The organism is Collinsella sp. CLA-ER-H2 (assembly GCF_040092405.1).
Lineage (GTDB): Bacteria > Actinomycetota > Coriobacteriia > Coriobacteriales > Coriobacteriaceae > Collinsella.
On sequence record NZ_JBBNLO010000016.1, the window covers coordinates 1 to 23149 of the forward strand.

A 23149-nucleotide genomic window follows, 5' to 3' on the forward strand; every position below is an offset into this window, starting at 1 on the left:
AGCCGAAGGCGTCGATGACATGCCGGGGGCGGACCGGGACGGGTTAACGGCAGGCCCCGCCGACCGATTGCAAGCGGTCGGCGGGGCCATTGTGGCTCTTGACAGCGGATTGGGTCATATGAGCGAAAACCCGCCAGAGCGAGCAAGGTGCCTTGAAACGAGGCGGCATTGATCTTTTGGTCATGCCGCCGAAGTTGAAAGGCAGATTGCCGCCCTGGCGGGTTTGCAGCGTCGAGCAGTTACGGCGTTTGGTAAAACGCCGTAACTCAACTAGAAGCGGTTGCCGCGGAAGCCGCCACCGTTGCGGCCGCCACGGTCGCCACCGCGACCGCCGCGGTCGTTACCACGGTTGCCGCCGAAGCCACCACGGTTGCCACCGCGATCGCCATAGCCACCACGGTTGCCACCAAAGCCGCCGCGACCGCCACGGTCGCCGCCACGGTCGCCAAAGCCGCCACGGCCACCGCGATCGCCACCGCGACCGCCACGGTCGCCGCCACGGCCACCGCGCTCGTCACGGCCGCCGCGAGGACCGCGGTCCTCGTCCAGGCCCATGGCGACGAGCGGAGCGATAACCTTATCGAGAGCGGCCATCAGCTCGGTAGCCTCCTCGTAAGAAAGCTCGGGCAGGAGCTTCTCCTTCTTGTTGGCAAGCTCGACCAGGCCCTCAGCGGCATCCTCGGCAGCGAAGACAACGATCTTGCGCATATCGCCCTCGGCGTCGTCGATGCGGCCGACCAGATCGGCAGCCTCGGCCTCGGCCATCAGGCCATCGAGCTCACGAAGGCGCATGCCCAGCAGGTCGGACATTTCCTTCTGCTCCATCTTGGGCTTGAGGTCAAGAAGCTTGATGGCGCGCTCGATGTTCGCCATGCGCTCGGCCTTGGCCTCCTCCTCCTTGGAAATAGCAAAGCGACGGCTGCGCAGCAGGCGGGCGGCCTTCTGCATCTTGTCCATCAGCTCTTCGTCATCGTAATCAGCGGCGGCCTCGACAACCTCGGCCTCCTCGGCGGAAACCTCGTCAGCAGCCTCAACCTCGGCAGCTTCGGTCTCCACAGTCTCGACTGCCTCAACCTCGGCAGCCATGGTCTCGTTCTCGGTCTCGTTCATGATCTCTTCGTTCTCAGACATGAGACTCCTTCTTGGCCCTCTCGGGCATCATCGCCCCATTCGCGGGGCCCGTCGCGCACTCTTTGCGCTTTAAACATTCATGCCTCTCGGCAAAACGTCCATTAGTTTATGGTGTCGTCACCCAATCTAACTGCAGAATCTATGTGCACACATTAATGCGACATGTGCGACTCGCGGCGAGCGTACACCAGCGACACCGCGAACCCGACAACGGCAATCACGGCCGCCACGCGCACGGCGGCTGCAAATCCTATCGCCTGGGCAACGTCCGACGCAACGCCTGCGGCGCCAGCAGCCACCGCAGAACTCGAAAGCAGGCCGATAAACAGCGACGGACCAAACGACGCGGCAATCATGTTCCACGTGTTAAGCAATGCCGTTCCGTGAGGATGCTCAGCGGCGGGGAGCGTCTCCAAACCGGCGGTCTGCGAGGGGCTCAGTACCAAACCGACGCCGGCATACACCACAACGGTCAGCAGCACGACAACGCCGATGTTCATGCTTGCCGCGGTCATCGAGATTGCCGTCTGCCCCACAGCGATCAGGGCAAAGCCGACCGGCAGCAGCGGCCACGCACCACGGGCATCCATCACGCGTCCGCCCACAATCGAGGTCACGGCGTTGCAGGCGATCGCCGGCAAAATGAGCAAACCCGCAACAAGTGCGGTCATGCCGTATGCGCCCTCAAAATAGAGCGGCAACAAAACGCTCATCGAGAACGTCGTCGTCATCGACACCACCACGAGCAGGCACGCAGGCCAAAAACGAACGCTCGCCATAGGACGCACGTTAAGCACCGGATGCTCGAGCTTAAGCTGGCGGGCCGCAAACAGGCCGAGCAGCACAATGGCAGCGAAAAGCGTCACGATGCCGGCAATCAGATTGGTCGAGAACTCGCCTACGGAATACACAAATGCCGTAATGCCGGCGGCGAGCAAAACAACCGACAGAATATCAAGCGTGGTGTTCAAGCGCTCTCCGACATTCTGAACGAGCTTTACGCCCGCCGCAGCGACCGCAATACCGCCCACCAGCGGCACTACGAACACCGCCCTCCAGCCAAATAACGTGCACATAAAACCGCTAATCACGGGTCCAAACGCCGGCCCTAGCGTAATGCAGGCGCCGCCCAGGCTCAGATACAGACCGAGCTTCTCGCGCGGGGCGCAAGACAGCACCACGTTCATCATGAGCGGGAACAAGATGCCCGATCCCGCAGCCTGCAAAATACGACTTGGCAGCAAAACGCTAAACGACGGAGCGACCAGGCACAGGACTTCGCCGGCGACCATGCATCCGCATGCGAAAAACAGCAGCTTGCGCGTCGAGAAACGGCCGGACAGGAAGGCCATGATGGCCGTAAAAATCGACGTCACGATCATGTAGCCCGAGACGAGCCACTGTGCCGTGGTGGCACTCACCGAAAAGGCCGCCATAATGTCGTGCAACGCCACGTTAATGATGTTCTCGTTAAACGCGGCAACAAAGGCTGCAATATACATTACGACGAGAATCGCCGCAGTGGCCGATGGCGTTACTTGAACTTGTTGCTGAGATTTGCTCCCCATGCATTTCCTTCCTCTTGGAACGACAGTCGCATCGCCCCAGAGGGACAGTCCAGGGCGAAAAATGAGCCCTAGACTTACGCCAGACGCCGTACACGACGAATCTGGCAACATGGTCCAACATCGAAAGATTGTAACGCGGACGCACAGCTTTCCTTCCGCGCTATTATTAAAAGTCCACGAAAGCATAAGACATGAGGAGCCCGCCATGATTAAACCTATCATGAAGTCCGAGTTCTTTTTGCGTCTGCCTTCCGAAGACGCGGGACCCGACGATGCCGCAACCGGGCAGGATCTCCTGGATACACTCCACGAGCATGAGCGCGAGTGCGTGGGCCTCGCCGCCAACATGATCGGCGTGCGCAAACGCATCATCTGCGTAAAGGACGGCAACAGGACACTCCTGATGTACAACCCTCAAATTCTTGAGCAGGTCAATGCCTATCAGACGAGCGAAGGATGCCTCTCGCTCGTCGGCGAGCGTCCCTGTACCCGTTATCGCCGCATTAAGGTTGAGTATTTGGACGAGGACTTCGTCCACCGCATCAAAAACTTCTCGGCTACACCGCCGAGATCATCCAACACGAAATCGACCACTGCAACGGGATTGTTATTTAGTTCCGCCGATTCAAGAAAGCTCCCTGCAGCAAAACAACTGCAGGGAGCTTTTCATAGTGCGGAGTTTCTATCCCCTACGACTGGCGATAATGATCGAAGAAGTCGGCGAGGTCTTCGAGGGACTCTTTGAGTACTTCCATGCGCGGCAGGTACACGATACGGAAGTGGTCGGGCTCAGCCCAGTTGAAGCCGCCGCCACGCGTGATCAGGATCTTCTTCTCGTGCAGCAGGTCAAGGGCGAACTGCTCGTCATCGGTGATGTTGAACTTCTTTACATCCATCTTGGGGAAGATGTAGAACGCCGCACGCGGCTTAACTACCGAGATGCCGTCAATCTTGCTGAGTGCCTCATACACAAAGTTGCGCTGCTCGTAGACACGGCCGCCGGGACGGATGTAGTCGTTAACGGACTGATGGCCACCGAGTGCCGTCTGAACGATCGACTGAGCCGGCACGTTGGAGCACAGGCGCATGTTGGAAAGCATGTTGATGCCCATGATGAAGTCGCTCATGCAGCGCTGGTTGCCCGAGAGCACCATCCAGCCAATACGATAGCCCGCAATCATGTGCGACTTGGAAAGGCCACTAAAGGTAACGCAGGGCAGGTCGGGGGCGAGCGAGGCAATCGAGACGTGCTCGTAGCCGTCCATGCACAGGCGGTCGTAGATCTCATCGGCAAAGATCATCAGCTGATGCCTGCGTGCAACCTCGACGATGCCCTCGAGCACCTCGCGCGGATAGACGGAACCCGTGGGGTTGTTGGGGTTGATGATGACGAGGGCCTTGGTCGCGCTCGTGATCTTGGACTCCATATCCTCCAGGTCGGGATACCAATCCGCCTGCTCATCGCACAGATAGTGCACAGGATGACCGCCGGCAAGGGTTGCGCACGCCGTCCAGAGCGGATAGTCGGGGCTGGGGATCAGAATCTCGTCGCCATTGTCGAGCAGCGCGTTCATCGAAAGCTGAATGAGCTCGGACACGCCGTTGCCCGTGTAGATATGCTCCATCTGAACGTTGGGCAGGCCCTTGATCTGCGAATACTGCATGATCGCCTTGCGCGCGGAGAACAGGCCACGCGAGTTGGAATAGCCTTCGCAGTCGGGCAGCTGCTGGCGCATGTCCTTGATGACCTCGTCGGGCGTGCGGAAACCGAAGGGCGCCGGGTTGCCGATATTGAGCTTGAGGATGCGCTCGCCCTCGTCCTCCATACGGGCGGCCTCGTCGACGACGGGACCGCGCACGTCATACAGGACGTTATCGAGCTTGGTGGATTTAGAAAAAGTACGCATGGTGGTGCTCCTTGCAATTTGAGCTGAGGGATGGGGTTCGGGCTTGGAATCGTTGCGGGGTGATGATGCCTCGCCTTGATCGGCGTCGCCGGCAAGCAGCCAGGTAACATCGACCTCCAAAATACGGGCGAGCAGCTCAGCCACATCGCGCCGCGGAATCGTCTTGCCGCTCACATATTGGCTCATCTGACTCTTGCCGAGTTTTTTGCCGAGCATCTCCGATGCGCGGATCACGTCCGACTGGCGAACGTCGCAATCGGACATAGCCTGTCGCAGACGATCGCTAAACGTCTCTTGGGCCACTAGAACCTCCTTGCTGGCAAAGTTCAATTTATACAACACGAATTGAACCTGAGTTCAATTTAGGCAGCAGTATAGCGCCGTGCTATTTCGAAAAGTTCAATTTCAAAAATAAAATGAGCAAGACCTCGAGATTTATCCCAAGGCGATAACGACGTGCACGCATTTAGAGGTATTCGAGGAAACGAGCGGCGGCAAGCGAAACATCGGCCGTTCGATATATGGCGTTGATCTGCCGATGGGGATGCCCCTCGAGCGAACGCACGGCAACATCGAACTGACAGCGACGCAAGATGAGCGCCGGAAGGATGCTCACGCCCAGGCCATCCTCGACCATAGCCATAATCGCATAGTCATCCCAAGTCGACAGTTTTGAGCGCACCGCCAGCCCCGCCCGACGGAACAGCGGCGTAATCTCGTCATCGGTGCCGCGTTCTAGCAGAATAAACTGCTCGTTGGCTAAATCGGCAAGGGAAACGACCTCCGCGGTGGCAAGCGAGGAGTCCGCTGGCACCACGGCCATCAGCTCGTCTTGCACCAACGGTCGCGACGCCATGCCGGCGCCGCGTGGCTCGCGCGGAATAAAGCCCAGGTCGCAGCGGCCCTCTGCCACCCATTGTTCGATCTCTGAATAGTCGCCCATCAGCAACTCATAATCGACATCCGGATGATCGGCGCGAAAGCGCGCAATCACCGGCGGCAGCACGTGGGTCGCCACACTCGAAAACGTACCGATGCAGATTTTGCCGCGCATGAGTCCACGCATCTCATCCACCCGTCGCTGCAAGCGAGTGAATTCCTCGCAGAGCGCCTCGACAGCCGGCATGACCTGCCGCCCGTCGGCAGAAAGAACCACGCCCTCGCGACTGCGGTCGAGCACCTTAAAACCCCAGTCGGCCTCAAGATCGGCCACCATACGGCTCACGCCCGACTGCGAATAGCTCAGGCGCTCGGCAGCACGCGTAAAGCTTCCGGCGCGCACCGTCTCCAGCAGCACCTGCATCTTTTGAATATTCGTTTCCACGGCACCCTTCCACCTTTGCATGAGTTTTTGTCATGTTCTCCATGCATTATATTCGCTTTTCTTCTAGAGCCAGTTCACCCATAGTGAACATGCTCAGATATAGAGGGGATGTCAGCGCATGAACAACGGACTGTTTACGTACTTAGCAGCATTGCTATTGTTTGGCTCCAACGGCATCATCGCCGCTGCCATCGCGCTGCCGAGCTCCGATATCGTGCTGCTACGCACGTTTTTGGGCGCTCTCTCGCTTGTCACTATCCTCGCCATCACCCAACACCATAAGTTGCAGGCGCCATCTCGTCCCCGCGAAGCCGCGGCCCTCCTCCTCTCGGGAGCTGCGCTGGGCGCCAGCTGGATTTTTCTGTTCCGCGCCTACCAGACGATCGGCGTCGGCGTATCCTCGCTGCTGTACTACTGCGGCCCCATCATTGTCATGGCGCTCTCCCCGCTCATCTTTGGCGAAAAGCTGACCGGCGGCAAAATCGCCGGCTTTGTCGCCGTTGCTTGTGGTGCTTTTCTCATTGCAGCGCAAGGTCTAGGCGGCAATATGCCCATTGCGGGCATCGTCTGTGGAATCGCCTCGGCCTTCTGCTATGCATTGATGGTCATCGCCAGCAAGGGTGCGCCGCACATCGAGGGCCTCGAGAACTCCGCACTCCAAGTGAGCGCCGCCTTTGTGATCGCACTGGCCCTCACGCTCATCACGCAGGGCGCTCCCTCGTTCCTGTCCGCCGGCGTCGCCGCCAGCATTGATTGGCGCGCCGTCGCTATGCTCGGCGTCGTCAACACCGGCATTGGTTGCCTGCTCTACTTTAGCGCCGTCGCCAAGCTGCCCGTCCAGACCGTCGCCGTCGTCGGCTACCTCGAGCCGCTTTCGGCGGTCGTGTTCTCGGCCGCCCTTTTGGGTGAAGCCATAACACCGGTCCGCCTGATGGGCGCCGCGCTTATCATCGGCGGCGCGATTTTTTGCGAACTCGCCGGCAAACGCGCAAACGCCAAGGCTGGCATCGCCCAGACAGCACGTGCTTAAAAGCCCCTGCTTTGAAATGCTACCTGCGTAGATAAATAATCCCCAGCTGAGGATTATTGTCTAAAATAACCCGATGTGCCAAACTGCTCTTGTATGTATAAAGACGGCATAAAGTTTTTTGTCCTAGACAGATAACCGGATGTCTAAGGGAGTCCTCGTGGCACACAACAAACTGGAGGCAAACCTCCAAGACCAGCGCGGGCAAGGCGGGCACGGAGCCATCCCCCTCTCCGCTGGCATGCTGCTCGTAACGCTCGGCGTCGTCTATGGCGACATCGGCACGAGCCCCATGTACACCATGAAATCAATCGTCGCCAACAACGGCGGCATCGGTACCGTCAGCGAGGACATGATCCTGGGCGCGCTTTCGCTCGTCATCTGGACCATGACGCTCGTGACCACGGTCAAGTACGTGGTAATCGCCATGAAGGCCGACAACCACAACGAAGGCGGCATCTTCGCCCTGTTCAGCCTCGTACGCAAGGTGGCACCATGGCTGATTCTGCCCGCCATGATCGGCGGCGCGGCGCTGCTCGCCGACGGCATCCTCACCCCCGCCGTCACGGTCACCACAGCCATCGAGGGTCTACGCACCATCGAATGGGGCCATGCGCTGCTGGGCGACGGCCAGACCAACGTCATCATCATCACCATCATCATTATCTGCGGCCTATTTGCCATGCAGCGCGCCGGCACCTCGTCAATCGGCAAGCTCTTCGGCCCGCTCATGACGCTGTGGTTCCTGTTCCTGGCAGGCGCCGGTCTGTTCAACATGCTCGGCAACCTGTCCATCTTGCGCGCGCTCAACCCCATCCGCGGCATTATGTTCCTGTTCTCGCCCATCAACCATTCGGGCATTATGGTGCTCGGCTTTGTCTTCCTGTCGACAACCGGTGCCGAGGCACTCTACTCGGACATGGGCCACGTGGGCAAGGCAAACATCTATGCATCCTGGCCATTTGTTAAGGCGGCCCTTATCCTCAACTATCTGGGTCAGGGAGCTTGGCTACTCGCCAATAACTCCAACCCCCAGATGCTCGCGATGGATATCGTCAACCCGTTCTATATGATGCTCCCCGAGCCCCTACGCCCCTTTGCCATCGTACTTTCGGCCGTGGCGGCCATCATCGCCTCACAGGCGCTCATCACCGGCTCGTTCTCGCTGGTATCCGAGGCAACGCGCCTCAACCTTATGCCGCACCTGCGCATCCACTACCCCAGCGACACCAAGGGTCAGCTCTATATTCCACTCGTCAATAACATCATGTGGGTCGGCTGCATCTTCATCGTGCTGCTGTTCCAAAACTCCGAGCGCATGGAGAGTGCCTACGGCCTCGCCATTACCGTGACCATGCTTATGACCACCACGCTTTTGACGAGCTATATCGCCGGCATTCTCAAGCACAAGCTGGGCGCCTGCGTCTTCGCCCTGCTCTTCGGCGCCATTGAGCTGTGCTTTTTCGCCTCGTGCCTCACCATGTTCTTTGACGGCGGCTATGTGATGATCTTCTTGGCCGCACTGCTGTTTGGCCTTATGTATGTGTGGCGTCGCGGCACCGCCATCGAGCGCACGCAGACGATTCTGCTGCCCGTCTCCAAGTACATCGACCAGCTCAATCGCCTGCGCAATGCCGAGACCTATCCCGTGCTCGCCGACAATCTGGTATTTCTCACCAACAGCCCCGACCCGCTCACACTCGACCGCGACGTGCTCTATTCCATCCTGGACAAGCACCCCAAGCGCGCCAAGGCATATTGGTTCATCAACGTGCACGTTACCGACGAACCCTATACGCACGAGTATTCCGTCGAGACCTTTGGCACGGACTTTTTGTTCCGCGTGCGCCTGGACTTGGGCTTTAAGGTCAACCAGCGCGTCAACGCCTATCTGCGTCAGATCGTCGGCGACTTGATGGCATCGGGCGAGCTGCCGCCGCAACATCACACCTACTCCATCTACGAGACGCGCGGCAACGTAGGTGACTTCCGCTTTTGCATGCTGCGCAAGATGCTCGCCCCCGAAACGGACATCAACCGCAATGACCACCGCGTGATGGCCATCAAGTACGCCGTCCGCCGCGCCTGCGGAAGCCCGGCACGCTGGTACGGTCTCGAGAACTCGGCCATCATCATCGAGTACGTACCGCTCTTTGCCCGCATGCGCCCGGCCGTCAAACTTGTGCGCACCCAGGTGCCGCTCGAGGTTCAGATCGAAGAGGCCGAGGAAATGGAGGTCGACATCTTCTCGGACGACTTGGTCAACGGCAACGAGGCCGGCAAGAGCATGAACGTCGATCCCACCGAGCTGCTCGAGAGCGTCGCCGATACGCCCGAACAGCAACTCGACGGACTCGAGAGCACCCAGTTCAACGACGCCAACTTCTAACACGCCACCAGCCATTGACGACAACGGCCTCGCATCTCATAAGAGGTGCGAGGCCGTTTTATGTCGCAACGGACCAGTGAGCTACGAACGACGCGGCTCGGGAACCACGAGCCTATCGGGGCTCGCGCCCTCGGCATCCATCAGGCTCACGTAACGAATCGACGGATCCCCATACATCGCGTAGTAATAATTGCCCGTGCGCGCGCTAAAGCATCCGGTGTAGATAGTCTTCTCGAACTTGCCATCGCCCATCCTGGACGCCCCCTCAATCATCACCACGCCCTCGAGCGAGCGGAACATGCGAACGACGTTTTCGGTCTCGCTCTCCTTTTGCGGGTAATTGGCATTGAGGTACGCCGCCTTTACAAAACGGCTCGGCGAATAGCAATCGCCCGGAATGCCGCGCATGCCGGCACCGGCTCCATAGGGCTTAAGCTCGGCGCCACGCCATGTCGCCGTCTGCGGAAAATCGCTTGTGGCGGTGATATAGGTGCGCAGGTTTTCCATGTGCCACGGGAAGGTCGGCTGGTTGGCAAGGGTGTCGACCGGATCGTCGTATACATGCAGGCCGTCAGCCATCATCTCGACCACGATGCTGCGCTGGCTGTCGCCGATAATCCAATGGAGCAGCGACACGCCCAGCCCCTCTCCGGCGGATTTGGCGACAATCACCGTGTCGCGCAGCGCGGCCTCGACCTCATCGACCGTCGAGAACGTCGCTGCCACCCACAGGGGAAACTCATAGGCCGCGATATTGTTCTTGCCGTCGACAGGACCCTCGGCATACTCGGCATAGCCGGGAAAGTTGAGCCCCGCCACAGCCAGACCCGCATCGTTACCACAGTCGAAAAACATGGGATAGTTCTTGTAATCGATGCACATGCCGATTACCGCGTGTGCCGCCGACGCATCGTCGATAAACGAATACGGAATGTGGAACCCGCGCGGCATCACGCGAACCTGTTGGCCGTAGTCAAAGCTCCAGTCGAGGTTGCGGCCCAGATACATGTGGCCAGAATTATCGGTAAATCGAATGCTCGTGCACATAGCGCCTCCTAGCTTTACGGTCCTGCTAAGGTTATTGTCACCAAACAAAAAGGCGCTAAACACAAAAGCCCGGACATGACAACAATGTCACGCCCGGACCAAAAGAGACGAAGTGCGGTGCTTTGGTCCCCTTAGACCAACTTTCCAAGACAGTGGTCGATCATATGCTGGACCATCTGCGCCTCAAAGCCCGCGTAGTCGCGGCGGCACTCCTTCATCTTGCCGTCGACGATCTGGTCAAAGGCAACCTTGCACTTGATATAGCGCGTGGACTTGGTGACCTCCTCGTGCGTCAGGCAGCTCTCCTCCATCTTGCTGGCGCCCAGGCCAAACACCAGACGGGGGTTGTAGAGCACGTGGGGCTCGCCGGCGTCGTCCAGGTAGACGCAGACCTTCTTGGTAACGCCAATCTGGTTAGCGGCAAGGCAGCCGGCATCGTCGAGCGACTTGATGGTATCGATCAGGTCCTGAGCAACCGACTCGTCCTCGACGGTCGCAACCTCGCAACGCTGGGACAGGATAGCCTCGTCGTGGCAAAGCTCTTTAATCATACGTTCCTCCATAGGGGTCGTTGTAACCGCTTAAGTATACGGTACCCACACATTTTCATGCGATAAATACCGTCCGTCTGTTACAAAGCGCCGAACATCAACATGCGAGGAACAGCAAGGTTGTAAAGACGATATAGTAAGTGAGTTCGTGTCAATCGGCCTAAACTCGGGGCTGAACAAGGAAAGGGTATGCATGGACGAACTTTTTCACGTCAGTGAGCGCAAGTCCACAATCGGGACCGAACTTCGCGCTGGACTGACAACATTCCTGGCGATGGCCTACATCATCGCCGTCAACCCCGCAGTGCTCTCGGGCGCTGGCATTGATGCGGGAGCGCTCGCCTGCGCCACCTGCCTGGGCGCCGGCATCATGACCATCTGCATGGGCATCTTCGCCAACCGCCCGCTCGCCTGCGCGTCGGGTCTGGGCATCAACGCCATGATCGCGGGCATCGCCACCACCATGTGCGGCGGCGACTGGCACGTGGCCATGAGCGTTATCTTCCTCGAGGGTATCGTCATCTTGCTGCTCGTCCTGTGCGGCCTGCGCGAGGCCATCATGGACGCCATCCCCGTGGTCCTGCGCCACGCCATCTCGGTGGGTCTGGGCCTGTTTATCGCCATGATCGGCCTGTGCGACGCCGGCATCATCACCGCTGGCGCCGGTACGCTCGTCGGCCTGGGCGACATCGCCTCCCCCACCTTTATCGTCGGCATCATCTCCATCGTCGTGACGGTTGCCCTGGCTTCCCGCAACGTGCCGGGCTCGCTGCTCATCGGCATCATCGTCGCCGTTATCGCCGGAATCCCGCTGGGCGTCACCCATGCGCCCGAGGGCCTCATCGCACCGCTCGACTTCTCGACCTTCGGCGCCCCGTTTGCCAGCACTGCCGACGGCAACCTTGCCATCGTGAAGGTCCTGACCGACCCGATGCTGCTCGTCGTTGCCTTCTCGCTGCTCATGAGCGACTTCTTCGACACCATGGGCACCGCGATGGCCGTCGCCAAGCAGGGCGAGTTCTTGACCGAGGACGGCAATGTCGAGGACATCCGTCCCATCCTGGTCGTCGACTCCGTGGCCGCTGCTGCCGGTGGCTTTATGGGCGTCTCCTCCATCACCACCTTCGTCGAGTCCACCTCTGGCGCTGCCGACGGTGGCCGCACGGGCCTCACCTCCGTCACCACCGGCGTGCTGTTCATTCTCGCCGCGTTCTTCTCCCCCATCGTCACCATCGTTTCCAGCGCCGCCACCTGCGGTGCTCTGGTCTACGTCGGCTACCTCATGATGAGCGAGGCCTCCGAGATCGACTGGTCCGACGTGTCGCAGGGCTTCCCGGCGTTCATGATTGTCGCCGGCGTGCCCTTCACCTACTCCATCTCTGCCGGCATTGGTCTGGGCTTTATCGCCTACGTGGTCGTCGCGCTCTTTAAGGGCGAGGCATCCAAGATCAAGCCGCTCATGTGGATCGCAGCCCTCGCCTTCCTCGTCTACTTCTTTGTAGCGTAGGCGCAAGATTCGCAATACCAAACAGCAAAGCGCGGAGTCGCATCGAGCGGCTCCGCGCTTTGCTTTTAAAACCAGGCACCACACGGACGCGCGATGTATTGCTTCGCAAGTTTTGGACGTTTTGCTCTCCAAACGGCACTACCGACGGCTACATCCTGCAGATATGCTGGATATAACCGCATAGGCCCTATGAGGATGGGAGTAACCATGGCCGCCTTGTTCACGACCCCCAAGCGCAATGACAAAACCTCTGGAGCCCATTTTGTCGAGCCCGACCTGCGCCGTCGCACGCTGCTCGCACACGGCAGCTGGCGCCGCGTGACGCGCCGCATCGTTGTAGGCGCCGTATGCGCGCTTACGGTAAGCTCGCTGCTCATGCCGAGCATCTCGCTCGCAGCCGAGTGGGTGGACGTTGGCAGCGTCCGCCACGAAGCGGCCGCGGGCCCCACGGGAGACGCCGCCGGTACCTGGTCATGGGATGGCGCCGATGACATGAAGCTCAACGGCTATAACGGCGGCGCGATCGAGGCAGCAGGCAAGCTCAACGTGAGCTACGAGGGCAACAACACCGTCACTAACGACGACGGCCGCGGCATCAAGGTTAAGGATGGCGCGAACGAGAACGCCGAGCTTAATATTCAGGGCGACGCGTCCAGCACGCTCAACGTGACATCTTCTCGTGACGCCATCACTTCCGTCGGCAACATCAACATCGACGGCGCTGGCACTGTCAACGCCACGAGCACCGAGCACGATGCCATCGATGCCGGGGGCGATGCCACCATCAAGGGCTCGGGAAACGTTAACGCCATGGGCGATTCGGATGGCATCAGGGCCGACGGCAACATCACGATCGACAACAGCGGAACCGTCACCGCCAAGGCCACCGAGGATCAGGGTATCGATGCTAACGAGAACCTCATCATAAAGGGCGGCGGCAAGGTAGAGGCAAGCTCTATCGAGGACAATGCGATTTGGGCCGACGGCAGTATCGAGATCTCGGGTGGCAGCCAGGTCAAGGCAAGCTCCGAGGAAGACGCCACCATCGACGGTAAAAACAGCCTCACGGTCACGAACGCTTCCCTCAACGCAAGTGGCGTTGGGTATGGCATCTATGTCTACAAGGGCATCACGCTCGATGGCGCGACCGTGACGGTCCGCGCAAGCTCAGATGGCGGGGAAGTCAGCGCACTCTTCACCGATGAGGACGACATCGTCATCAAGAACGGCTCGACTGTGGATGCGCTCGCAGAAGGCAGGTTCTCGGTTGCAATCTCCACCAGTAATTTCTACTCCGGCGAAGCGGGTGGCCATATCTACATCAGCGACTCCGTTGTCAAGGCCATAGCCCGCTATGCCGAGACCGGCGGCGACGGCCCCGACCACTACAGTGGAGACCAAAACGACGAAATCATCCCTGAGTCCGAGGGCCTGAACATCGGCATCTTCGCGCAGACCAGCGAGGGCATCACGCCCGCGACCATCTCGATCGTCCGCAGCAGGGTCACGGCCAAGGGAGACACGGCGGCAATCTTCGCCCTTGCCATGAGCGCGGACGGCAAGGCGATCGGCACCATCGAAATCGAAGGAGCCACCATCCAGACGCCTGAAGGCGGCAAGGTCATTGACTATCGCAACAAGGAAGAACTCAGCGACGGCATCGTCTACGAGGCGGGTCAAACCATCGGCACGGGCGACGCCGTGATCGACTCCCCCTACAACGAAGCAGTCGCCAAGCACACGCTCATCGCGCCTCCCGAGGAGACCAAACCCGAGGAAAAGCCCGGCGAGACCAAGCCGGGTTCCAAGTCCGAGGGCGCGAAGACGATCAAGACCGTTGCAGTTGCAGCCACGGGAGCCAAGACCGCCGGCAAACTCGCGGCAACCGGCGACGCCTCGAGCGCAGCCATCATAGCGACCGCCCTTGTAGGAACGGCCGCTATCGTCACAGGCGCCCTGGCGAGTCGCAAACGCTCGTAAACACTTTTTCGCACAGGACGGGTGGGTCGCGGCCCTTGCCTTCCTCGTCTACTTCTTCGTAGCGTGAGGGCAAGGCTGCAAAAGCTGAACAATAAAGCGCGGAGTCGCCATGCGGCCCCGCGCTTTTCTTTTAGCGCCGGTCCCTGCGCCGGCGTGCGGCCTATTTCTCCCCCATTTTGGCCATTTTGCCCTCCAAACGGCACTACCGCCGGCAACATCCAGCAGATACGCTGAATCTAGTCGTATAGGCCCTATGAGAACGGGAGCAGCCATGGCAGCCTTGTTCACGACCCCCAAACGCAATGACGCTACCGCCGGAACCCATGTTGCCGAACCCGACGTTCGCCGTCGCATAGGACTCGCGCACGGCAGCTGGCGCCGCGTGACGCGCCGCATCGTCGCGGGCGCCGTGTGCGCGCTCACGGTGAGCTCGTTGCTCATGCCGAGCGTCTCGCTCGCAGCGGAATGGGTCAAGGTCGGCGGCAACAAGTACAACACCGCGGCGAGCGACGAGGCCGGTACCTGGTCGTGGGACGGCGCCGACGACTTGAAGCTCAACAACTATAACGGCGGCGAGATCCAGGCCGCAGGCAAGCTCAACGTGAATTACTCGGGAACCAACATCGTCACTGCCGAATGGATCGAAAGCATCAACGTTTCTCATGGCACTAACGAGAATGCCGAGCTCAATATCCAAGGCGACGCGGGCAGCACGCTCAGCGTGACATCTACTGAGGACGCTATCCTCTCCACGGGTAATATCAACATCGACGGAGCCGGATCCGTCAACGCCACGAGCACTGGGTTTGATGCCATCAATGCCGGGGGTGATCTCGCTATCAAAGGTTCGGGCAACGTCAACGCCACGGGTGCATCGGATGGCATCAGGGCAAACGGCAATATCACGATTGACGACAGCGGAGCCGTCACCGCCAGGGCTACCGAGGACAAGGGTATTGGAACCGACAAGAACCTCACCATCAAGGGTGGCGGGACGGTCGAGGCAAGCTCAGCTGATGGTGAGGCCCTTTGGAGCGGCGGCAATATCAACATCTCGGACGGCAGCCAGGTCAAGGCAAGCTCCGAGAAAGACGCTGCCGTCGAGGCCAAGGGCAGCCTCGCAGCCACAAACGCCTCCCTCAACGTAAACGGTGTTGAATATGGCGTCTATGCCCACAAGGGCATCACCCTCGATCATGCAAACGTGACGGTCCGTGCAGGTAAAGGCAGATACGGTGACGCCATCGCCCTCTTCACCTACCAAGACGACATCGTCGTCAAGAACGGCTCCACCGTGGACGCGTTTGCGGAAGGCGAGGTTTCGGCTGCATTCTCCACCAGAAACGATCGACCCAACGAGGAGGGTGGCCACACCTACATCAGCGACTCCGTTGTCAAGGCCATAGCCCGCTATGTCGAGAACGGCGACGGCCCCATCCCCTACAGCGAAAACCAAGATGGTGAGACGAGCCCCGAGCCCCAAGGCGAGAACATCGGCATCATCGCCCAGACCAGCGAGGGCGTCACACCCGCAGTCATCTCGATCATCCGCAGCAAGGTAACGGCCGAAGGAGATACAGCGGCAATCTTTGCCCGTGCCATGAGCGCTGACGGCAAGACAATCGGCACCATCAAGATTGAGAACGCCGCCATCCAGACGCCCGAAGGCGGCAAGGTCATTGACTATCGCAAGCTCCGTGACGGCATCTACGAGGCAGGCCAAGCCATCGGCACGGGCGACGCTGTGATCGACTCCCCCTATAACGAAGCTGTCGCCAAGAGCATGGTCATCGCACCTCCCGAGGTAGCCAAGCCGGAAGACCCCAAGCCCGACGAGACCAAGCCCGCAGAAAGCAAGCCCGCGGAGTCCAAGCAGAACCCCAAGCCTGAGTGCTCAAAGCCGACCAAGGCCGTTGCGGCTTCAATCACGAAAGCCAAGACTACCGGCGTGCTCGCGGCAACCGGCGACACCTCGGGTGCGGCCATCGTGGCAACCGTCCTTGCGGGAACAGCCGCTATCGCCGCAGGCACCATGGCGAGCCGCAAGCGCTCTTAGACGCCTCTGCGCACATGGCAGCTCCCGCGAAGGCCCCGAGTCCCAGCACCGTTTAACAACACCACCGCCGAGCTCCCCTCCGGCGGTGGCGTTTTCCATATGCGTCCGCAGGGTATGCACGAGATTGTCTTTGGTCTAGCCCAACCTGCATGAGCCGGCGTGCGACAATGGGGGCCGTCGATATCACAACGCCGAGAGAAGCCCGTCATGGAAGCGCATCAAAAGCAGATAACCGTTCATGCACAGCATGCCGAAAGCGCACCAGTCATCTATCTTCCCGTGGTCATGGGCGACGGCACGGAGGTTTATGAACGCTGCCGAGAGCTCAACTGCCCGCCCTTCACGCTTGTCGGCATTGGCAGCCTCAACTGGAATCGCGAGCTGAGCCCCTGGGGATGCGACGGAACCGTGCGCGATGCCGAGCCCTTTGGTGGACAGGCCGCTGGTTTTCTTGACGAGTTGTTGAAGCAGATAATCCCAGAGGCCGAATCATCGCTCCCGCAACCGCCCGCCTGGCGCGGCGTTGCCGGCTACTCCTTGGCGGGTCTTTTTGCACTGTGGGCACTTTGGCAAACAGATGTCTTTGAGCGCGCGGCGAGTGCATCGGGGTCGCTGTGGTTCCCCGGCTTTATCGACTACGCGCGCGAGCGCACGATGACAGCTACGCCCGACGCCGTCTATCTGTCACTCGGTAAAAAGGAAACCAAGACGCCCAACCGCATGATGCGGCACGTACTCGACGATACGCGCGCGATGGAAGAGCTGTTTATCGAGCGTGACATTCCAACAATGCTGGAGCTCAACCCCGGCAATCACTTTACCCAAACTGACCTGCGCATGGCGCGCGGCATCCACTGGATACTGACGCATTAAAAATGGCGCCCACGCGTACATACGCATGGACGCCATTTTTAATTTGGCTGAACGCAGCTACTATTCAGCAGTCTCCTCAAGCTCGGAAGTATCGAACTCAAAGTCATTACCTGGCAGGATGGCGTTGAGCACAATGCCCACCAGCGAGCCCACGGCAAGGCCCGAAAGCGAAATCGTCACGCCGCCCAGCTCCAGCACGATGGCACCGGCGGTACTGTAGGCAATGCCGAGCGAAAGCACGAGCACCAGAGCCGCCACCAGCACGTTGCGGTTGTTCTGGAAATCAACCTGGTTCTCGATAAGGTTGCGAACGCCCACGGCACTGATCATGCCGTAGAGCACAAGCGACACGCCACCGATAACGCATGCCGGCATAGCAGCGATCACAGCAGCGAACTTGGGGCAGAACGAAAGTACAATGGCACAGCAGGCGGCAATGCGAATCACGCGCGGGTCGAACACGCGCGTCAGGGCAAGCACACCGGTGTTCTCACCATACGTCGTATTGGCAGGGGCGCCGAAGAGCGATGCCAAGATAGTCGCCAGGCCATCGCCGAGCAGCGTGCGATGCAGACCGGGATCGGCAATGTAATTGCGTTCGCAGGTAGAGCCAATGGCGGAAATATCTCCAATGTGCTCAATCATGGTCGCAAAGGCCAGTGGCATGATGGTGATAATGGCCGTCGTGGCAAGACTGCTATCGAACTGCGGTCCAAAGAGCGCGAACACGGTGTTGTCCCACACGACAGGTAGACCGACCCACGGCGCGGCGGCAACCCCCGAAAAATCAACCTCGCCCAGCACCGCCGCAACGGCATAGCTCACCACAACGCCCAGCAGAATCGGCACGATCTTGACCATGCCGCGGCCCCAAATGTTGCAGATGATGATCACGGCAACGGCAATAGCAGCAACAAACCAGTTGGTCTGGCAGTTGGCGATAGCAGAGCTTGCCAAGATCAGGCCGATGGAAATGACGATGGGACCGGTCACCACCGGCGGGAAGAAACGCATGACACGCTTGGCGCCAAAGGCGCGGAACAGGGCCGCAAGCACCGGATAGAGCAGGCCGGCACAAGCTACGCCCAGGCAAGCGTAGGGCAAAAGCTCAGCCTCGCCGTTGGGCGCAATGGCGGCATAACCCGCGATAAAGGCAAACGAGGAGCCCAGGAACGCGGGCACCTTACCGCGCGATAGAAAATGAAACAGCAGCGTGCCGATGCCGGCGAACAGAAGCGTCGCCGAAACGGAAAGGCCGGTGAGCACGGGCACGAGCACCGTGGCTCCGAACATCGCAAACATGTGTTGCAAACCCAACACAAACATGCGCGGGCGGCCGAGCGACGATGCATCGTAGATGGCATCGGTGACGGCGGGCGTCGAAGACTGGGACATGGAAGTCCTTTCGAATGGAAGGGCGATCAGGCATATCGGATAACCTGCCCGAACGATACGATCCGAACCATTGTACGCGATATGCAGTACCTCGCACGCGCCGCCACCTGCAAACGCTAGCGCTATTTCCAAACGCGCTCGGCAATACGCCTGACCAGCGCAATCTTTGCCCACTGCTCGTCCTCGGTCAGCTTATTGCCAATCTCGCAGCTGGCAAAGCCACACTGCGGAGACAGATACAGGTTCTCGAGCGGCACGTACTTTGCCGCCTCGCGGATGCGCTCGACGATAACATCCTCGTTCTCGAGCTCTGCCGCCTTGGTGGTCACCAAGCCCAGCACGACCTTCTTGCCGGGAGCAACGTACTTGAGCGGCTCAAAACCACCGGCGCGGGGCGTGTCGAACTCCAGATAGAACGCGTCAACGTCCTCATGCGCAAACAGGTACGGCGCGATGGGGTCGTAGCCGCCCTCAAAAGCGTAGGTGGAGTGGTAGTTGCCGCGGCATACATGCGTGTTGATAACCAGATCGTCGGGCTTGCCCTCGATGGCGGCATTGTTGAGCGCCACGCCCAGCTCGCTTACCTTTTGTAGGTCGACCGGGCTCATGCCGGTTTTGGCAACAAAATCGGTATCGCAGTAGATGCCCCAGGTGCAGTCATCAAACTGGATGTTGCGGCAGCCCGCGGCATACAAGTCGGCAATCACGGTGCGGTATGCTGCGGCAATGGCATCGACGAGCTCTTCGTCGGTCTTGTAGACGGCGTGCAGGCTCTCCTGCTGGCCATCGCAGCGGTCGAGTGTGACTTCGGAGAACGTCTGGATCGGCGCCGGAATGGTCTGGCGCGCGACCTGGCCCTCTCCCTCGAGCGACTTGATAAATTTGAAGTGCTCGACGAACGGATGATTCTCGCCGCTAATGGGACCGGTTACCACGGCGGTGTCGGCGGTAGTCTCCTCATCGTGGAACATGTAGCCCGTGCGCGAGGCGCGGCGCTCAATGCCGTTGAGGCCCCACATAAAATCGAGGTGCCAGTAGCTGCGGCGGAGCTCGCCATCGGTAATCACCTGCAGGCCGGCAGCCTTCTGCTTGGCCACTAAGTCGCGGATGGCCTCGTCCTCGACGGCCTTAAGGCCGGAAGCGTCGAGTTTACCCGCGACATAGGCGGCACGGGCGTCCTTTACAGCCTGCGGACGAAGAAAACTGCCGACGATATCGGCACGAAACGGCGCGTTCGGTTGAATCGAAGTGCTCATAGATATCTCCCTTTGCATTGGTTGCTTTACTGGGACAGAGTATGAGCGCTCATATGGACATCGTAAAATATATGTTTATAACAGTTTGATATAGATGCTTCCTATATCAGTCTGGATTGCCATAAAGAGACTTGAACCGTGCGGAGCACAGCACCCTAGATATGCTGACGAATCGCGTCGATATAGGCCCGACCGTAGCGCGTAAGTGTCGTGTTCTTGCGTGTGATGATGCCAATCTCCATGTATTCGTCCACATCGAGCGGGATGGAGATAATACCGGGACCGTTGAGCTCGTGGCTAATCACGCCCGAGCAGACCGTGTAGCCGTTGAGGCCCATGGCCAGGTTGAACAGCGTCGCACGGTCGCGCACGCGGATATTCTTGCGGCGCTCAAAGGTCGAGGTCAGCTCCTCGGAATAGTAAAACGAGTTGTAGCTACCCTGCTCATAGGACAGGAACGGGTAGTCTTCCAAGTCCTCGAGCGTCACACTCGAGCGACCCGCCAGCGGATGGTCGGAGCACACAAAGACATGCGGCGTAGCGCAGAAGAGTCCTTCGAATACGAGCTCGTTGGCCGCCAGCATGCGCTCGATGACCTCGCGATTGTGCTCCGACAGATACAGGATGCCGAGCTCGCTTTTCATATGCGCGACGTCCTCGATAATCTCGTGGGTCTGCTCCTCGCGCAGGGTAAAGTCGTAGCGCGCGGCATCGAACTCGCGGATCACATCGACAAATGCATTAACGGCAAAGGAATAATGCTGGCAGCTCACACTAAAGTGCGGCACCTGCTCGGACGTGCCTTTGTACTTGCCCTCGAGCAGGTCGGCCTGGTCGAGCACCTGGCGCGCGTAGCCCAAGAAGGTCTCGCCTTCCTCGGACACAATGACGCCCTTGTTGGTGCGCTCAAAGATGTGTACACCCATCTCGTTTTCGAGATCGCGAATTGACGCGGTAATCGAAGGCTGCGACACAAAGAGCCGGCGCGAGGCCTCGGTGATGCTGCCGCATTCGGCAACTTTGACGACATATCTGAGCTGCTGGAGCTTCATGGCTTTCTCCCTAGACGTTCGTGACGTCGAAACCCGTCGCGTCCATCTGACGCATAAACGACGGCATCTCCCCCGTCGCGGCGCAGGCGGCAATCTGATGCAGAGCCCCGGCAACCGCATCATCTGCCGCAGCGCCGATATGCCAGCGCGCGGCAGCCGTGACGGCCTCGTTGGCATTGGCGACTGCAACGGAATTGGGAACGGCATCGATCATGGGCAAATCGTTATCGGAATCGCCGAATACGGCCACCTCGTCGGGCGTCAGGCCCAAAGCGCGCGCCAGCTCCAGCGCAGCACAGCCCTTGTCCCAGCCGGTCGGAAGAACGTCGAACAGGCGCACGCGGTTGTTGGGAAACACGAGCGAGAGCTCCGGCACCTCGGCGGCAACACGCTCGCGCAGCCCGGCGAGCTCCTCGCGCGAACGGGTACTCCAGATATTCGCCTTGTATACCGGGGCATCGTCAACGACAGGGCGACAGGGAGCCTCTTCGCCCTTGAGCCACGCGTTGCCGCCTGACTCCATGGCGCGACGCACACGCTCGGGATCGCTTGTCACGCAATAGGCGTCGTTGTCCCAAAAGTCATCACCCAGACGGTAGACCTTCAAATAGGTATCGTCGGTCTCTTGCTCCAGGTAGTCGGCCAGGCGCATAAGGGCATCGTTATCAGTTGCGCGCGAGGCAACCGCCTCGCCATCGACAAACATCACCTGGCCGTTGCAAAACGCACCGGTCGAGAAGCACTCGGAGCGATTGCGGAACATCCAGCTCATCGCGGACGGCTGGCGACCCGAAACCGGGCCAAAATGCAGGCCCGCCGCCTGCATGGCATGAATGCCCTCGATGGCGCAGTCGCTGGCGCCATCGTGTCCAGCAGGAATCAGCGTATCGTCCATATCGGTCAGCACAAGTTTGATCATAAGGTCCCCTCGGTCATTCTTTATCCCGTCTATTGTAACGACCTGCCAATAAGGGACAGGTTTATCTTGGCAGGTTTTATCTGGGAAAATGCAGCGCCCCTGTTGCCACCTGCCAAAATAAACCTGTCCCATATTGGCAGGTGCGCTAGTATAGGGAACAACAGATTCGATGCGGGAGTGCCGGCGGTGCAAACCACAAGGCTGAGAGGGCATAGGGCCCAATCCTTTGAACCTGTCAGTTAATGCTGGCGTAGGGAGCATGCCGCCTTTACAGGGGCGCTGTCTATGCACAGCGCCCCTTTTCTATGCCAAGGAGGCATGTGCAGTGATTGATTCGGAACAGCTTAAGCAACATATGGTCAAGGCCGTGGAAGAGATTCGCGCCACCAATCCGATGGCCGGCTCCATCACCAACACGGTGACGATCGACTTTGTCGCCAACGCGCAGCTCGCCGTGGGCGGTTCGGCCGCCATGGTCTATCTGCCCGACGAGGGCGAGGCGCTCGTTGCCGGCGGCGGCGCCATCTATCTCAACATGGGCACGCTCTTCCCCATCTACGAGCAGACGATTCCCCGCGCGGCCAAGGCGGCACACGACGCCGGCAAGCCCTGGGTGCTCGATCCGGTGGGTCTGGGCATCGGTAGCCTGCGCACCCAGCTGGTAAACGAGCTCAAGCAGTACAAGCCCGCCATCGTACGCGGCAACGCCTCCGAGATCATCGCACTCTCCGGCCTGTGGGGTCTTGAGGGCGAGTCGGCCGATCTGAGCCGCGTACGTGGTGTCGATACCACCGACACGGTCGACGCCGCCCGCGATGCCGCCGTGGCGCTCGCTCGCTACACCGGCGGCGCCGTTGTGGTCTCGGGCGAAGTCGACCTGATTACCGACGGCACGACCGTGGCCAAATCCCACGGCGGCAGCCCGCTCATGTCCAAGATCACCGGCTGCGGTTGCTCGCAGGGCGGCGTGCTGGCCGTGTACGCCTGTGCTACCGATCCGTTTACGGCAGCAGTCTGCGGCACCGCCGTCTACAACGTTGCCGGCACGCGTGCCGCCGCCGTCGCCGATGCCCCGGCAAGCTTTAAGGTCGCCTTTATCGACGAGCTCTACCGCGCAACCGCCCAGGATATTGCCGACAACCGACTCGAGCTCGAGGAGGCATAAGC

The 23149-nt window shown here is 59.8% G+C and carries 17 protein-coding genes, 1 pseudogene and 1 riboswitch; of the genes and pseudogenes, 8 read left to right on the forward strand and 10 right to left on the reverse strand.

All coding sequences use genetic code 11. The features are described from left to right. Positions 1-270: 270 nt before the first annotated feature. Both AAAX59_RS05860 and AAAX59_RS05865 read right to left on the reverse strand, forming a co-directional pair. Positions 271-1131, reverse strand: coding sequence for a hypothetical protein (locus AAAX59_RS05860; RefSeq protein ID WP_117655206.1), 861 nt, complete (start codon positions 1129-1131; stop codon positions 271-273). A gap of 152 nt (positions 1132-1283) precedes the next feature. Beyond that, positions 1284-2699, reverse strand: coding sequence for an MFS transporter (locus AAAX59_RS05865; protein ID WP_349071085.1), 1416 nt, complete (start codon positions 2697-2699; stop codon positions 1284-1286). A 220-nt stretch (positions 2700-2919) separates the two neighbouring features. Between AAAX59_RS05865 and AAAX59_RS05870 the strand changes: the two are divergent. Continuing rightward, positions 2920-3180: pseudogene (locus AAAX59_RS05870) on the forward strand (peptide deformylase); the annotation flags it as partial. A gap of 208 nt (positions 3181-3388) precedes the next feature. On the opposite strand, the gene AAAX59_RS05875 reads toward AAAX59_RS05870, so the two are convergent. Together AAAX59_RS05875 and AAAX59_RS05880 are read right to left on the reverse strand one after the other, a co-directional pair. Next, the gene (locus AAAX59_RS05875; protein ID WP_349071123.1) at positions 3389-4870 is read right to left on the reverse strand and encodes an aminotransferase class I/II-fold pyridoxal phosphate-dependent enzyme; all 1482 of its coding nucleotides are present in this window, start codon (positions 4868-4870) and stop codon (positions 3389-3391) included. A 202-nt stretch (positions 4871-5072) separates the two neighbouring features. Then, positions 5073-5930 (reverse strand): LysR family transcriptional regulator, encoded by an 858-nt coding sequence (locus AAAX59_RS05880; RefSeq protein ID WP_349071086.1) that lies wholly within the window; start codon positions 5928-5930, stop codon positions 5073-5075. Between the two features lie 118 nt (positions 5931-6048). Between AAAX59_RS05880 and AAAX59_RS05885 the strand changes: the two genes are divergently transcribed. Continuing rightward, complete coding sequence (locus AAAX59_RS05885; RefSeq protein WP_349071087.1) at positions 6049-6960, forward strand: DMT family transporter; 912 nt, start codon at positions 6049-6051, stop codon at positions 6958-6960. A gap of 139 nt (positions 6961-7099) precedes the next feature. Further along, positions 7100-9346: a KUP/HAK/KT family potassium transporter gene (locus AAAX59_RS05890; protein WP_349071088.1), complete on the forward strand. Its 2247-nt coding sequence runs from the start codon at positions 7100-7102 to the stop codon at positions 9344-9346. A gap of 81 nt (positions 9347-9427) precedes the next feature. Here the strand turns inward: AAAX59_RS05890 and bsh are convergent, their stop codons facing one another. Further along, entirely contained in the window at positions 9428-10393 is a 966-nt protein-coding gene (gene bsh, locus AAAX59_RS05895; protein ID WP_117629622.1) for a choloylglycine hydrolase, read from the reverse strand. Between the two features lie 131 nt (positions 10394-10524). Next, positions 10525-10944 (reverse strand): peptide deformylase, encoded by a 420-nt coding sequence (locus AAAX59_RS05900; RefSeq protein WP_195919495.1) that lies wholly within the window; start codon positions 10942-10944, stop codon positions 10525-10527. Positions 10945-11137: 193 nt separating this feature from the next. On the opposite strand from AAAX59_RS05900, the gene AAAX59_RS05905 reads away from it, so the two are divergent. From AAAX59_RS05905 to AAAX59_RS05920, 4 genes are all read left to right on the forward strand, one after another. Next, entirely contained in the window at positions 11138-12451 is a 1314-nt protein-coding gene (locus AAAX59_RS05905) for an NCS2 family permease (protein WP_128620468.1), read from the forward strand. 207 nt (positions 12452-12658) lie between these two features. Next, entirely contained in the window at positions 12659-14431 is a 1773-nt protein-coding gene (locus AAAX59_RS05910; protein WP_349071089.1) for a hypothetical protein, read from the forward strand. Positions 14432-14702: 271 nt separating this feature from the next. Continuing rightward, on the forward strand, positions 14703-16487 hold the full coding sequence (locus AAAX59_RS05915; protein WP_349071091.1) for a hypothetical protein: 1785 nt from the start codon (positions 14703-14705) through the stop codon (positions 16485-16487). Between the two features lie 207 nt (positions 16488-16694). Beyond that, positions 16695-17360 (forward strand): alpha/beta hydrolase-fold protein, encoded by a 666-nt coding sequence (locus tag AAAX59_RS05920; protein ID WP_349071092.1) that lies wholly within the window; start codon positions 16695-16697, stop codon positions 17358-17360. 60 nt (positions 17361-17420) lie between these two features. Here AAAX59_RS05920 and AAAX59_RS05925 read toward each other — a convergent pair whose 3' ends face one another. The 4 genes from AAAX59_RS05925 to AAAX59_RS05940 all read right to left on the reverse strand — a co-directional run bounded on the left by AAAX59_RS05925 (position 17421) and on the right by AAAX59_RS05940 (position 21982). Beyond that, positions 17421-18755, reverse strand: coding sequence for a uracil-xanthine permease family protein (locus AAAX59_RS05925; protein ID WP_349071093.1), 1335 nt, complete (start codon positions 18753-18755; stop codon positions 17421-17423). A 122-nt stretch (positions 18756-18877) separates the two neighbouring features. Beyond that, positions 18878-20011 (reverse strand): 5-methyltetrahydropteroyltriglutamate--homocysteine S-methyltransferase, encoded by a 1134-nt coding sequence (locus AAAX59_RS05930; RefSeq protein WP_349071094.1) that lies wholly within the window; start codon positions 20009-20011, stop codon positions 18878-18880. 155 nt (positions 20012-20166) lie between these two features. Continuing rightward, positions 20167-21063, reverse strand: a complete 897-nt coding sequence (locus AAAX59_RS05935; protein WP_195404287.1) for a LysR family transcriptional regulator — start codon at positions 21061-21063, stop codon at positions 20167-20169. 10 nt (positions 21064-21073) lie between these two features. After that, complete coding sequence (locus AAAX59_RS05940; protein ID WP_349071095.1) at positions 21074-21982, reverse strand: HAD family hydrolase; 909 nt, start codon at positions 21980-21982, stop codon at positions 21074-21076. 163 nt (positions 21983-22145) lie between these two features. Next, a riboswitch (TPP riboswitch) is annotated at positions 22146-22256 on the forward strand. A gap of 51 nt (positions 22257-22307) precedes the next feature. On the opposite strand from AAAX59_RS05940, the gene thiM reads away from it, so the two are divergent. Next, positions 22308-23147: a hydroxyethylthiazole kinase gene (thiM, locus tag AAAX59_RS05945; RefSeq protein ID WP_233543262.1), complete on the forward strand. Its 840-nt coding sequence runs from the start codon at positions 22308-22310 to the stop codon at positions 23145-23147. Positions 23148-23149: the final 2 nt, after the last annotated feature.